The sequence below is a fragment of the Rhodococcus sp. Z13_19A genome (assembly GCF_058133575.1).
In genome coordinates, this window is the sequence record NZ_JBYUNN010000003.1 from 91047 (window position 1) to 103489 (window position 12443).

Consider the following 12443-nt stretch of genomic DNA (forward strand, 5'->3'; position numbering starts at 1 on the left):
GTGAACGTGCGCCCCTCCGTCGGTGTGCTGGCCCTGCAGGGAGACGTGCGAGAGCACCTCGCGGCGCTGGAGTCCGCCGGCGCCGACCCCGTGACGATCCGTCGTGAGTCTGAGCTGGCCGGTGTCCAGGCTCTGGTGATCCCCGGCGGGGAGTCCACCACCATGAGCCGCCTGCTGCAGGTGTTCGAGCTGCTCGAGCCCATCCGCGAGCGCCTCGCCCAGGGCATGCCCGCCTACGGCTCGTGCGCCGGCATGATCCTGCTCGCCTCGGAGGTGCTGGACACCCGCGCCGACGCCGTGCAGCTCGGCGGGTTGGACATCACCGTGCGGCGCAACGCCTTCGGCCGGCAGGTGCACTCCTTCGAGACCGACCTGACGGTGGACGGCATCGACGACGGTCCGGTGCGGGCGGTGTTCATCCGCGCCCCGTGGGTGGAGCGCACCGGCGACGGAGTCACGGTGCTGGCCTCGGTGCCGCCGAGCCCGGAGGCCGAGCCCGAGGCGGTGGACCGGGTGGTGGCGGTGCGGCAGGGAAACGTGCTGGCCACGTCGTTCCACCCCGAGGTGACCGGCGACCACCGGGTGCACCAGCACTTCGTGCAGATGATCGTCGCGCGTGCCTGAGGGTGGGACAGCCCCCGCGGGGACGGCGCCGGGGGTGCAGGCCCCGCTAGGATCGGTTGACTGGACTGAAGCAAGCACACGCTGCACCGAAGAGTGGGGAAGGTTCGCGCACCGATGAGCGGTCACTCCAAATGGGCTACCACCAAGCACAAGAAGGCCGTGATCGACGCCCGTCGCGGCAAGGCCTTCGCCAAGCTGGTCAAGAACATCGAGGTGGCGGCCCGCACCGGTGGCGGTGACCCGGACGGCAACCCCACGCTCTACGACGCCATCCAGAAGGCCAAGAAGACGTCGGTGCCCAACGACAACATCGAGCGCGCGCGCAAGCGTGGCGCCGGTGAGGAGTCCGGCGGCGCTGACTACCAGACGATCATGTACGAGGGCTACGGCCCCAACGGCGTGGCCCTGCTGGTGGAGTGCCTCACCGACAACCGCAACCGCGCCGCCGGCGAGGTCCGCACCGCGATGAGCCGCAACGGCGGCACGCTGGCCGACCCTGGCTCGGTGTCGTACCTGTTCAGCCGCAAGGGCGTGGTGCAGCTGGACAAGGGTGAGCTGAACGAGGACGACCTGCTCATGGCGGTGCTGGACGCCGGCGCCGAGGAGGTCAACGACCTCGGCGAGAAGTTCGAGGTGGTCAGCGAGCCCACCGACCTGGTGGCCGTGCGCACCGCGCTGCAGGACGCCGGCATCGACTACGACTCCGCCGAGGCGAGCTTCCAGCCCTCGATGAGCGTGGCCGTGGACGCCGACGGCGCCCGCAAGATCTTCAAGCTGGTGGACGCCCTGGAGGACTCCGACGACGTGCAGAACGTCTTCTCCAACGTCGAGCTGACCGACGAGGTCATGGCCGAGCTGGACCAGGAGGACTGAGCCCCGGGCTCAGCCGGGCGGGGCGGTCTCGGCCCGCTCCAGGAAGGCCGCGTGGGCGGCACGGGCCGCCGCCAGCGGCGCGGCCAGCTCCGGCTGCAGCTTGCCGGACCAGCGGAGACCCAGTCGTCGAGCAGCGCGAAGGTGGGAGTGCGCCCGCTCGGCGGGCCGGGCACCAGGGTGGCGCTCTCGGCGAGGTAGCGGAGCACGTGCGAGCCGGCCTGCCCAGCGGTCGGGACACCGGCGTCGGCGAGGGCCCCCAGCAGGGCGGGCCGAGCGACCAACCGGTCGCCCGCGAGCTCGACGCGTGCGACCTGGCGGGCCCGGGTGAGCTGCTGCTCGTCCAGCCCGCAGCTGCGCCAGAGCGTGGACCGGCCGCCGTAGGCCCGTGGCCCCAGCAGCGCGAGGAGCCACCGCACGTCCTCCGGCGCGCACAGGTGCAGCGTCCCGCGCATCGTCCAGGTGCGCACCAGCTCACCCGAGGCGAGTGCGGCGGCCACGGCTGGCTCGGTGAGCCCGGTGGTGCGCAGACCCAGCGTCCAGCCGGCGTCGCCCAGGTTCTGCGCCTGCACCGCCAGCAGGTGTCGCGCCGCCGCCACCGCCGTGCCCCACCGCAGGCCCGACAACCGGTGCGCCCGCAGCCGCAGCGTGCGGACCTCGTCGGCGGTGAGCTCCGCGGGCGTCAGCTGACCAGACCCGCCCGGAAGGCGACCAGGGCCGCACCCACCCGGTTGGACACGCCCAGCTTGGCCAGCACCGCCGAGACGTGGCTCTTCACCGTGGTCTCGCCCAGGTAGAGCCGTCGGGCGATGTCGGAGTTGGAGTCACCGACGGCCAGCGCCGCCAGCACGTCGCGCTCTCGATCGGTCAGCACGGCCAGGTCAGTGGTGGACGGCAGCTGCGAGCCCCCACCACCGGCGGCGATGATGCGCTGCAGCGACTCCGGGCTGAACACCATGTTGCCGGCTGCGGCAACCCGCACCGCGAGCTGGAACATCTCCGGCGGCTCGTCCTTGCTGAGGAAGCTGTGCGCGCCGGCGGCCATCGCCTGCACCACCAGGTCGTCCACGTCCAGCGCGGTCATCGCCACCACCTTGGGCGGGGCGGGCAGCCGCATCAGCTCCCGGGTGGCGTCCAGACCACCTGTCCGGCGCATCTTCAGGTCCATCAGCACCACGTGCGGGCGCAACCGGGTGACCGCGTCGACCGCCTGGTCACCGTCCTCGATCTCGCCGACCACCACGATGTCGTCGGTGGCGGCGAAGATCTCGCTGATGCCGCGACGGTTGTAACGGTCGTCGTCGGCGATGAGGACCGTGAGGCGCGGGGGAGTGGTCATGGCGGCACCGAGTATGCCCCGGGCCACCGACAAGGGCAGCCGGGGTGCTCAGGCCGACCAGGGGAGCCAGCACTCCACCAGGAACTCCCCGTGCTGGCTTGCGGCGCTGAAGGTTCCGCCGACCTGGTGAGCCTGCTCGGCCAGGCCCCGCAGCCCGCTGCCCGACCCGGGCGTGAAGCTCGACGCTGCCTCGCTCAACCGGTTGCGCAGCACCACCCGGATGCCGGCGTGCTCGCTGCCGACCACCGACACGTGCACCGTCTGGTCGGCCGCGTACTTCTGCACGTTGGTCAGCGACTCCTGCACCACCCGGTAGGCCACCTGGCTGGCCAGGGTGCCCAGGTCGCCGGGGGCGAGGTCGGTGATGAGCACGGCGTGCACCCCGGCTGCCCTGGCCGACTGCACCAGCGCGGAGATCGCGTCGATGCCCTGCTGCTGGTGCCCGCCGCTGCGGCCGTTGCCGCGGAGCACGCCGATGATCTGCTTGAGGTCGTCCAGCGCCTCGTGGGCGGTGGTGCGGATCAGGGCCGCGGTGTTCGCCACCTTCTCCGGGTTGCCCGCGCCGTTGACCTGCAGCCCGCCGGCGAACAGCGAGATGCGGCTGAGGCTGGCGGCCAGGGTGTCGTGCATGTCCCTGGCGATGCGGGTGCGCTCCTCGGCGCGCACCACCTCGTCGCGCAGCACCTCCTGCTGCGCCGTGGCCCGGTCCCGGGTGTGCTCGGCGGTGCTCAGCGCGGTGCGGGTGCGCAGCAGCTGGCCCAGCACCACGGTGGCCGCGACCAGCCCGAGGGCCACCACCCAGGGGATCCACAGGGCCACGTCGTACTGCTGCACGGCGCTGCCGTCCTCCGCCTTGGGCGTGCCCATGGTGAGCACCGAGTACTCGCGCAGCCGGTAGGCGTCGTAGGTCAGCGAGACTCCGCAGGCCACGAGCACCACCGCGGCGGCGGCCACCAGCTGGCGCACCTGCGCCACCCGGGACACCGCCACCAGGGCCACCAGGGCGGCCGTGGCGTCGGTGGAGAGGAACAGCGGCGCGGCCACCGCGAGGCCGAGCACCCACCACGGGTGCTGGTGGCGCCACACCAGAGCGGCAGCGGCGGCCAGGTTGACCACCCCGCCGAGCACCCAGCTCCAGGTCGGAGCGACCCCGGACTCGTCGGAGAACGCCATCGTCGAGATGGTGGTGAGCACGCACATCGTGACGGCGGCAGTGGTCCAGGCCCGCCGCCGCAGGGTGCTCGTGCGGGCTGGCTTCGCCCACCCTTGTTGCCCCTCGCCGGCGTGCGCCCACCCCGGTTGCCCCTGGTCCTGCTGCCACCCCGTCCGCTGCACGGAGGCGACGCTACGCACTGGCACTGACACTGCCCATCCACCAGGAGGAGGACCGGCGCCGGCACCCCGACCGAAAGGAGGAGGCCAGACCTACCGATGGCCGAGGCGACGGATGGCGTTGGCGCCGTTGACTTCGGGTACCGCAACGTCAGCGGCACTCGAGGAGGGACACCCACGATGAACACGCTCACGAAGAAGAACCTGAGGAACGTCCTGGCGGTGACTGCGCTGATCGGCGGCGTGGTCGCCACCACCGCGTCCGGGGAGACCAACCAGGCTACGAAGGTCGACGGCGACGCCGGCGGCGGCGAAGCCCCGGCCGCGGCCCAGGAGTTCAGGGTCGGCGACGTGGTCGAGCTGGGGGACTGGCGGACCACGGTGCACGCCGTGACCGACCCGTACACCAGCAGCAACCAGTTCCTGCAGGCCAAGCCGGGCAACCGGTTGCTGACGGTGGACACCGAGGTGCGCAACCAGTCCACCAAGCCGGCGACGGTGTCGTCGATCATGTGCTTCGAGCTGCAGGACAGCCAGAACAAGTCCTACAACCTCACGATCACCGACGAGAGCACCGCCGGCCTGGACGGCGAGCTGGCTCCCGGCGCCGCCAAGCGCGGCACCCTGGCCTACGAGGTGCCGGCGACCTCGACCGGCCTGCGGCTGCAGTTCAAGTGCGACCTGCTCAGCTCCGGCTCGGCGACCATCACGCTGTCGTGAGGCACCCCGGTGACCTGCTGCTGCACCCGGCGGCCGTGGGGGCGGTCGTCGTGCTGGTGGTCAACGACCACCACCTCAAGGGGGCGCACGGCAGCACGGTCACCGGCAAGCTCTCCGACGTGGCCGGGGTGTTCTTCCTGCCGCTGCTGCTGCTCGCGCTGACCGAGGGGTTGCTGGTCGTGGCTCGACGCCCGGGATGGGCGTCGGGCCCCGGCCGCACGGCGTGGGCGGTGGCGGTGACGGGAACGGGGTTCGCCGCGGTCAAGACGGTGCCCGCGGTGGGCGACTGCTACGAGGTGGCGGTCGGGTGGCTGCGCGGCGGGGGGCCGCCGATCGTCGTGGTGCGCGACGCCACCGACCTGCTGGTGCTGCCGGTGCTCGCGGCCACATACCTGCTGGTGGCGCGGGTGCGTCGGTTCCGCCGCCCGCCAGCTGCCGGCCGCGGCAGCCGAGCTCCTCGTCAGCGGGCCGCGCGTCGCAGCGATCTCGGCGCCCTGCCTACCTTCTTGCGCAGGTCGGCAGGGCCGAGCTCGATCATGCGGTCGGTGCGCAGGTAGGAGTGCGCGGGTTCCGGCGAGAACACCAGGCGCGGGGTCTGGACGTAGCTGGGATGGCCCGACTTGTCCTGGCTGGTGAACATGCGGACGTCAACGGTGCGGGGCTTGACCTCCACCACCAGCACGGGCCGGTGCGGGGACCGCCCCTCCTCCTCGAGGGGAACCTGGGCCCACCAGATGTCACCCCTCGCGACGTCGCTGAGCTGCACGGGGGCGGTGAGCTGCAGCCAGGCGGTGAGCAACAGCCCCGCCAGCACACCTCCGACGAGAACCGCCCACCAGGCGTCGACCAGCTCGGCGGCCAGGACGGCGACGGCGACCGCCGCACAGATCCAGAGCCCCAGCACCAGCCCCATCACCCTGGCCCACCACAGGTCCATGGTGTGCGAGAGAACCCAGCGGCACGCTGCCACGACAGCGACGACGAGCCGTCCGAGGGTGCCGGCCAGCGCGAGCGCCAGCACCCAGACCGGTGGGGTGCCCCACCACCATGCGTGCACCAGGACTCCGCCGGCCAGGCAGGTCAGCAGCACCTGCACGGCGATCGGCGTGGCCCGTCGCGTCGCCAGGCGCCCCAGCAGTCGCATCACTGCGGCAGGACGATCTGTGCGGTGGGCCTTGTGGGGGTCGTGCTCGCCATGGTGACCACGGGCTAGTGCGCCACCATCCCGCCGTCGGCGATCAGCACCTGTCCGGTGACGTAGCTGCCGGCGTCGGAGGTGAGCAGCAGTGCCGGCCCCACCATCTCCTCCGGCGTGGCTAGCCGCTGCTGGAACGACCCCACCCGCATGGCCTCGACGGCCTCCGGGGTGTTGTTGCGCACCATGTCGGTGTCCACCGATCCGGGCGCCAGGGCGTTCACCCGGATGCCCCGTGACGCGTACTCGGCGGCCATCGACCGGGTGAGCGACATCAGGGCCGCCTTGCCCGCGGCGTACATGGCCACCTTGGGCGCGAACATGAACGCGCCTACCGAGATGATGTTCAGCACCGCGGCGTGGCTGCTCGCCGTCAGGTGCGGCAGCGCCTCCTGCACCAGGAACAGCGGGCCGCGGACGTTGACGTCCTGCGACTTGGCCCACGCCTGCGGTGTCATCTGCCCCAGCGGCTGGGTCACCGGGTTGGCCGCGCCGTTCACCACGATGTCCACCCCGCCGAACTCGGCCACGGTGCGCTGCACCAGCGTCGCCAGCGCGTCCAGGTCGCCGGCGTGGGTGGGCACCCCGATGGCGTTGCCGCCCAGGCTCTGCAAGTGCTGGGCCGTGGCCTTGGTGGCCTCGGCCTTGCGGCTGGCCACCACCACGTTGGCGCCGGCGCAGGTGTAGGCCTCGGCGATGGCCAGCCCGATGCCGCGGGTGCCGCCGGTGACGATGGCGGTGCGCCCAGCCAGGTCGAAGAGCCGGTTGAGCTGGTCGTGGTTCATGACTCTCCTGTGGAGGGGGACGGTGATGCCCACCGCGGTGGGCGCTTCTCCCGGAAGGCCGCGCTGGCCTCGCGGAAGTCGCTGCTGCTGCCCGCCAGGATCTGGGTGCGGTTCTCCAGCGCGATGGCTGCGTCCACGCTGGTGGCCGCGGCGTTCGCGGTGAGCACCTGCTTGGTCATCGCCAGCGCGAAGGGGCTGTGCGCCAGCAGGGTGGCCGCCAGCTCGCGTGCCGCGACGAGCAGCTGCGCGTCCGGCACCACCTGGGTGAGCAGGCCGATGCGCTCCGCCTCCTCGGCGTCGAACGTGCGCGCGGTGGTGATCAGCTCGGTGGCGCGGGAGAGCCCGACCAGCCGCGGCAGCGTGTAGCTGATGCCGATGTCGCACCCGGACACGCCGATCTTGATGAACTGCACGCCGAAGGTGGCCGATGCCGCCGCGATCCGCAGGTCGCAGGCGGCAGCGAGCGCCAGTCCACCACCGAAGGCCGGGCCGTTGACCGCGGCGATCACCGTCTGCGGCAGCCGCTGCAGGCGGGGCACCAAAGAGGCGAGGTACTCCTGGGAGCGCATCCCGGCCGCTGGTCCGCTCAGCCCGGCGGCGGTGGGGGAGCGCTGCGTCTCGTCCTTGAGGTCGAGCCCGGCGCAGAAGCCTCGACCGGCGCCGGTGAGCACCACCACCCGAGCCTCGTTGTCCTGCTCCAGCAGGGCGAGCGTGGCGTGCAGCTCTTCCGCCAGGGCGAAGCTCAGGGCGTTGAGTCGCTCCGGCCGGTTGAGCGTCACCACGGCCAGGCCGGCTGCGGGACGCTCGAGCTCAACCAGGGGCATGCGGCTCCAGTGTTCGTGCCGGATTATTCCGGTTCGAACCTATCTCAGGGCCGGACGACTCCGGACCCGCACTGCCGAGCGTGTCGCTGCTCGGTGCACCGCACCGCGCCCACTAGAGTTCGAACGTCTGTTCGCACCGGAGCGGGCGCTGACCAGGAGCAAAGGGGATGAGCCAGTGCGCGTGCTCGGTGTCGACCCCGGCCTGACCCGCTGCGGCTTCGGCGTGGTGGAGGGTGGCCGTGGCCGCGAGGTGTTCGCGCTGGACGTGGACGTGGTCCGCACGCCCGCAGACCTCGACCTGGCCCAGCGGCTGCTGCTCATCTCCCAGGCGGCCGAGCACTGGCTGGACGTGCACTCACCCGACGTCGTCGCGGTGGAGCGGGTGTTCAGCCAGCACAACGTGCGCACGGCCATGGGCACCGCGCAGGCCGGCGGAGTGGTGGCCCTCTCGGCGGCCCGGCGCGGCATCCCCGTCAGCTTCCACACCCCCAGCGAGGTCAAGGCCGCCGTCACCGGCAGCGGCACGGCGAACAAGGCGCAGGTGACCACGATGGTGACCAAGCTGCTGGGCCTCAACGTCAAGCCCGCACCCGCCGACGCCGCCGACGCGCTCGCCCTGGCCATCTGCCACTGCTGGCGAGCGCCGATGATGGCCCGGTTGGCTGCTGCCGAGCAGGCGGCGGCCGAGCAGCAGCGCCGGTACCAGGAACGACTGGCCCAGGCACGAAAGGCAGGCGCTCGGTGATCTCCTCCATCCGCGGAGAGGTGTTGTCCCTGGGGCTCGACCACGCGGTGGTCGAGGTCGGCGGAGTGGGCCTGCGCGTGCACGCCACCCCGGCCACCCTGGCGGGGCTGCGCCGCGGCGACGAGGGTCGGTTGTCCACCACGCTCATCGTCCGCGAGGACGCGCTCACCCTGTACGGCTTCGGCGACGCGGAGTCCCGGGAGCTGTTCGGGCTGCTGCTCACCGTCTCCGGGGTGGGCCCGCGACTGGCCATGGCGGTGCTGTCGGTGCACGAGCCGGACGCGCTGCGCGCGGCGCTGGCCGAGGAGAACGTCACCGCGCTCACCCGGGTGCCCGGGATCGGCAAGCGCGGCGCCGAGCGGATGATCGTCGAGCTCAAGGACAAGGTGGAGAAGGTGGCCGGCGGGTCCGGGGTGCAGCACCTCGGTGGTGCCGTCCGCGAGCAGGTGCTCGACGCCCTCGTCGGCCTCGGCTTCCCGACCAAGCAAGCCGAGCAGGTGGTGGACGCCGTCCTCGCCGACGCCCCCGACCTCACCACGCCGGTGGCGCTGCGCACCGCCCTCAACGCGCTGGGCCGCAAGCGGTGACCGGGCGCGAGGAGCTCACGCCGGAGGCGCTGCCGGAGGACCGTGACGCCGAGCGCAGCCTGCGGCCCCGCAGCCTCACCGAGTTCATCGGGCAGGCGAGGGTGCGCGAGCAGCTGGAGCTGGTGCTCTCCGCGGCACAGCTGCGCGGCACGCCGCCCGACCACGTGCTGCTGTCCGGCCCGCCCGGGCTGGGCAAGACCAGCCTGGCCATGATCATCGCCGAGGAGCTGGGCTCCGCGCTGCGGATCACCTCGGGTCCGGCGCTGGAGCGCGCCGGTGACCTCGCCGCCATGCTGAGCAACCTGCTCGAGGGCGACGTGCTGTTCATCGACGAGATCCACCGCATCGCGCGGCCCGCCGAGGAGATGCTGTACCTGGCGATGGAGGACTTCCGGGTGGACGTGGTGGTGGGCAAGGGCCCCGGTGCCACGTCCATCCCGCTGGAGGTCGCCCCGTTCACGCTGGTGGGCGCCACCACCCGCTCCGGGGCGCTGACCGGTCCGCTGCGCGACCGCTTCGGCTTCACCGCGCACATGGAGTTCTACGAGCCGGCCGAGCTCGAGCTGGTCATCCGCCGCTCCGCGGGCATTCTCGGGGTGCAGCTCGACCCCGGTGGGGCGAAGGAGATCGCCGGGCGCTCCCGGGGTACTCCGCGCATCGCCAACCGGCTGCTGCGCCGGGTGCGCGACTTCGCCGACGTCCGCGCGGACGGGGTGGTCACCCGGGAGGTCGCCCGGGCGGCGCTGGCCGTCTACGACGTGGACGAGCTGGGCCTGGACCGGCTGGACAAGGCAGTGCTGGGCGCGCTGGTGCGCAGCTTCGGCGGGGGGCCGGTCGGCGTGGCCACCCTGGCCGTGGCCGTGGGTGAGGAGCCCGCCACCGTGGAAGCGGTCTGCGAGCCGTTCCTGGTGCGCGCCGGTATGCTCGCCCGCACCCCGCGGGGCCGGGTGGCCACCGCCGCTGCCTGGGCGCACCTGGGTCTGGTGCCGCCGCCGGACGCGGTCAGCGGCGGCACGCCCGAACCGCCGCTGTTCGACTGACGCGGGGGTGCCGCAGGCGGCTAATGGCACACTTGGGTGTTGGTCGGGCGATACTGCCCGATCCAGTCAACCTAAGGATCCACTCTGATGGAAAACTTGATCCTCCCGCTCCTGCTGGTCGCGCTGGTCCTGCCGATGTTCCTGGGACGCCGCCGCCAGCAGAAGGTGCTGCAGGAGGCGCAGGAGTTCCAGGACTCCCTGAGCGTCGGTGACCGGATCATGACCACCGCTGGCCTGTACGCCACCGTGGTAGCCCTGGACGAGGAGACCGTGGAGCTGGAGATCGCTCCCGGCGTGGTCACCACCTGGAACCGCATGGTCGTCAGGGAGCGTGTCTCCGACACCGCCGCCGACGTCCCCGACGTGTACGACTACTCCGCCGAGCTCGACGCGAGCCACGACGCGTCCCGGCCGGACCTGGTCAAGCGCGACACCACGGCCTGACCCGCACCGGCCCGGTGCACGCAACGTGAACAGGGCCTTCACCTGCACACAGGTACGCTCTGCCGGCGCTCGCGGTCGCAGGGCGCACGACGTGGCGGGCTGCACCCCATGATGAAGCGAACCTGAGGAGAGTTACCGAACGTGGCACCACCGGCAGGGCAGATCCGCCCCGTTCGCTACCTGGCCATCTTCGTGGCGATCGTGGCGGCGCTCTACTGTCTGGTGTTCTTCACCGGCGACCGCAAGCCCACCCCGAAGCTCGGCATCGACCTGCAGGGCGGTACCCGGGTCACGTTGACCGCGCGCACCCCCAACGGCGAGGCGCCCAGCCAGGAGAGCCTCAACACCGCCCGGGAGATCATCGAGAACCGGGTGAACGGCATCGGGGTGTCCGGCTCCGAGGTGATCATCGACGGTTCGAACCTGGTGATCACCGTGCCGGGAGACGACGGCGCCCAGGCCAAGGCGCTCGGGCAGACCGCGCAGCTGTACTTCCGTGGCGTGCAGACCGAGGTGGCCGCGACCCCGCCGGCCACCACCGCGCCGACCACTCCGGCTCCGGCCCCGGCGACCACGCCCCCTGCGCCCGCGGTGACTTCCGAGGCGCCCGCACCCACCACCGCCCCGCCGCCGACGCCGCAGGGCCGTCCGGTGCCCGCGCAGGATCCGAGCATCCCGCCCGAGCCCACCACGGTCGCCCCTGCGCCGACCACCGCTGCCCCCGCACCCACCACCGCTGCCCCCGCGCCCGCCCCGGAAGCGCCCGCCGTCACGACCACTCCGTCGGCCGCCACCCCCGCACCGGTGCCGGGCAGCGAGGCGGCCAGGGTCGCCGGCGAGATCGCCGCTGCCAAGGCGCAGCGCCAGAGCACCGACGCGGCGGTCCAGCAGCAGGCCCTGACCACGCTGGACTGCTCCGTGGCCGACGTCCTCGCCGGCAACGACGACCCAGCGCTGCCGCTGGTCACCTGCGGCGCCGACGGGCTGGCCAAGTACGTCCTCACCCCGGCCTTCCTCAAGGGCAGCGACATCAAGGACGCCACGTCCTCGGTGGCCTCCGGCGGGGTCGGCTTCGAGGTGCAGCTGACCTTCACCGGTGAGGGCGGCAACATCTGGGCCGCCTACACCGCCCAGAACGTGGGCAAGCAGGCCGCGTTCGTGCTCGACAGCGAGGTGGTCAGCGCCCCGCGGATCAACTCCGCGATCACCGGCGGCGTCACCTCGATCACCGGCAAGTTCAGCCAGCCGCAGGCCGAGGAGCTGGCCAACACCCTGAAGTACGGCTCGCTCCCGCTGTCGTTCAACCAGTCGGAGGCGCAGACGGTCTCGGCCAGCCTGGGCCTGGCCTCGCTCAAGGCGGGCCTGCTGGCCGGTGGCATCGGCCTGATCCTGGTGCTCATCTACTGCCTGCTGTACTACCGGCTGCTCGGCGTGCTCACCGCGCTGTCGCTGATCCTGTCCGGCGTGGTCATCTACGCCGTGCTGGTCCTGCTCGGCCGCTACATCGGCTTCACCCTGGACCTCGCCGGCATCGCCGGGTTCATCGTGGCCATCGGCATCACCGCGGACTCCTTCGTGGTGTTCTTCGAACGGTTGAAGGACGAGGTCCGGGAGGGCCGCAGCTTCCGGTCGGCGGTTCCCCGCGGCTGGGTGCGTGCTCGGCGCACCATCCTCTCCGCCGACGCGGTGAGCTTCCTGGCCGCGGCGGTGCTGTACGTGCTCGCCGTCGGACAGGTCAAGGGCTTCGCGTTCACCCTCGGCATGTCCACCGTGCTCGACCTGATCGTGGTCTTCCTGGTCACCCACCCGCTGGTGGCGATGGCGTCCAAGAACGCCTTCCTGTCCCGGCCCGAGCTCACCGGGCTGGGCTCGGTGCAGGCGCAGGCCAAGCAACGCAAGCAGCTCGCCGCCGCCGGCGCACGCCCGAAGGAGGCCTGA

Annotated in this window: 14 protein-coding genes and 1 pseudogene; 9 read left to right on the plus strand and 6 right to left on the minus strand. The window is 72.2% G+C overall.

The features are described 5' to 3' along the window. Nucleotides 1-6: 6 nt before the first annotated feature. Both pdxT and AC3YNX_RS11540 read left to right on the plus strand, forming a co-directional pair. Nucleotides 7-624, plus strand: coding sequence for a pyridoxal 5'-phosphate synthase glutaminase subunit PdxT (pdxT, locus tag AC3YNX_RS11535; protein WP_489995930.1), 618 nt, complete (start codon nt 7-9; stop codon nt 622-624). Between the two features lie 114 nt (nt 625-738). Then, nucleotides 739-1497 (plus strand): YebC/PmpR family DNA-binding transcriptional regulator, encoded by a 759-nt coding sequence (locus AC3YNX_RS11540; RefSeq protein WP_489982979.1) that lies wholly within the window; start codon nt 739-741, stop codon nt 1495-1497. A 116-nt stretch (nt 1498-1613) separates the two neighbouring features. On the opposite strand, the pseudogene AC3YNX_RS11545 reads toward AC3YNX_RS11540, so the two are convergent. From AC3YNX_RS11545 to AC3YNX_RS11555, 3 genes and pseudogenes are all read right to left on the minus strand, one after another. Then, a pseudogene (locus AC3YNX_RS11545) lies at nt 1614-2093 on the minus strand (DNA glycosylase AlkZ-like family protein); the annotation flags it as partial. Nucleotides 2094-2176: 83 nt separating this feature from the next. Further along, entirely contained in the window at nt 2177-2833 is a 657-nt protein-coding gene (locus AC3YNX_RS11550) for a response regulator (RefSeq protein WP_489995559.1), read from the minus strand. A gap of 48 nt (nt 2834-2881) precedes the next feature. After that, nucleotides 2882-4168, minus strand: a complete 1287-nt coding sequence (locus tag AC3YNX_RS11555) for a sensor histidine kinase (RefSeq protein WP_241248881.1) — start codon at nt 4166-4168, stop codon at nt 2882-2884. 177 nt (nt 4169-4345) lie between these two features. Here AC3YNX_RS11555 and AC3YNX_RS11560 point away from each other — a divergent pair, with 177 nt between their 5' ends. Then, on the plus strand, nt 4346-4885 hold the full coding sequence (locus tag AC3YNX_RS11560; RefSeq protein ID WP_489995560.1) for a DUF4352 domain-containing protein: 540 nt from the start codon (nt 4346-4348) through the stop codon (nt 4883-4885). Continuing rightward, a complete protein-coding gene (locus AC3YNX_RS11565; RefSeq protein ID WP_489995561.1) occupies nt 4882-5442 on the plus strand; it encodes a hypothetical protein in 561 nt (186 codons plus the stop codon). Before AC3YNX_RS11560 ends, AC3YNX_RS11565 begins: the two co-directional genes overlap by 4 nt. Here the strand turns inward: AC3YNX_RS11565 and AC3YNX_RS11570 are convergent. The 3 genes from AC3YNX_RS11570 to AC3YNX_RS11580 all read right to left on the minus strand — a co-directional run bounded on the left by AC3YNX_RS11570 (nt 5346) and on the right by AC3YNX_RS11580 (nt 7689). Continuing rightward, on the minus strand, nt 5346-6029 hold the full coding sequence (locus tag AC3YNX_RS11570; RefSeq protein WP_489995931.1) for a type II toxin-antitoxin system PemK/MazF family toxin: 684 nt from the start codon (nt 6027-6029) through the stop codon (nt 5346-5348). The genes AC3YNX_RS11565 and AC3YNX_RS11570 overlap by 97 nt on opposite strands. A gap of 65 nt (nt 6030-6094) precedes the next feature. Further along, on the minus strand, nt 6095-6865 hold the full coding sequence (locus tag AC3YNX_RS11575) for an SDR family NAD(P)-dependent oxidoreductase (RefSeq protein WP_127783219.1): 771 nt from the start codon (nt 6863-6865) through the stop codon (nt 6095-6097). Beyond that, nucleotides 6862-7689: an enoyl-CoA hydratase/isomerase family protein gene (locus AC3YNX_RS11580; RefSeq protein ID WP_489995562.1), complete on the minus strand. Its 828-nt coding sequence runs from the start codon at nt 7687-7689 to the stop codon at nt 6862-6864. The genes AC3YNX_RS11575 and AC3YNX_RS11580 overlap by 4 nt, the downstream gene beginning before the upstream one ends. Before the next feature lie 175 nt (nt 7690-7864). On the opposite strand from AC3YNX_RS11580, the gene ruvC reads away from it, so the two are divergent. The 5 genes from ruvC (at nt 7865) to secD (ending at nt 12443) form a co-directional block, all read left to right on the plus strand. Then, a complete protein-coding gene (ruvC, locus tag AC3YNX_RS11585; protein ID WP_489995563.1) occupies nt 7865-8434 on the plus strand; it encodes a crossover junction endodeoxyribonuclease RuvC in 570 nt (189 codons plus the stop codon). Next, nucleotides 8431-9021, plus strand: a complete 591-nt coding sequence (gene ruvA / locus AC3YNX_RS11590) for a Holliday junction branch migration protein RuvA (RefSeq protein WP_127783216.1) — start codon at nt 8431-8433, stop codon at nt 9019-9021. Before ruvC ends, ruvA begins: the two co-directional genes overlap by 4 nt. Continuing rightward, nucleotides 9018-10061 carry a Holliday junction branch migration DNA helicase RuvB gene (ruvB, locus tag AC3YNX_RS11595; RefSeq protein ID WP_127783215.1) on the plus strand — a complete coding sequence of 348 codons (1044 nt, stop codon included), beginning with the start codon at nt 9018-9020 and terminating at the stop codon, nt 10059-10061. The genes ruvA and ruvB overlap by 4 nt, the downstream gene beginning before the upstream one ends. 87 nt (nt 10062-10148) lie before the next feature. Continuing rightward, on the plus strand, nt 10149-10505 hold the full coding sequence (gene yajC, locus AC3YNX_RS11600; protein ID WP_489995564.1) for a preprotein translocase subunit YajC: 357 nt from the start codon (nt 10149-10151) through the stop codon (nt 10503-10505). Between the two features lie 141 nt (nt 10506-10646). Then, the gene (secD, locus tag AC3YNX_RS11605; protein ID WP_489995565.1) at nt 10647-12443 is read left to right on the plus strand and encodes a protein translocase subunit SecD; all 1797 of its coding nucleotides are present in this window, start codon (nt 10647-10649) and stop codon (nt 12441-12443) included.

Excerpts from the sequence above, each read along its gene's own strand:
- AC3YNX_RS11540 (WP_489982979.1), top strand. The coding sequence starts at position 739 with ATGAGCGGTCACTCCAAATGGGCTACCACCAAGCACAAGAAGGCCGTG.
- AC3YNX_RS11550 (WP_489995559.1), bottom strand. The coding sequence starts at position 2,833 with ATGACCACTCCCCCGCGCCTCACGGTCCTCATCGCCGACGACGACCGT.
- AC3YNX_RS11560 (WP_489995560.1), top strand. The coding sequence starts at position 4,346 with ATGAACACGCTCACGAAGAAGAACCTGAGGAACGTCCTGGCGGTGACT.
- AC3YNX_RS11570 (WP_489995931.1), bottom strand. The coding sequence starts at position 6,029 with ATGCGACTGCTGGGGCGCCTGGCGACGCGACGGGCCACGCCGATCGCC.
- AC3YNX_RS11575 (WP_127783219.1), bottom strand. The coding sequence starts at position 6,865 with ATGAACCACGACCAGCTCAACCGGCTCTTCGACCTGGCTGGGCGCACC.
- AC3YNX_RS11580 (WP_489995562.1), bottom strand. The coding sequence starts at position 7,689 with ATGCCCCTGGTTGAGCTCGAGCGTCCCGCAGCCGGCCTGGCCGTGGTG.
- yajC (WP_489995564.1), top strand. The coding sequence starts at position 10,149 with ATGGAAAACTTGATCCTCCCGCTCCTGCTGGTCGCGCTGGTCCTGCCG.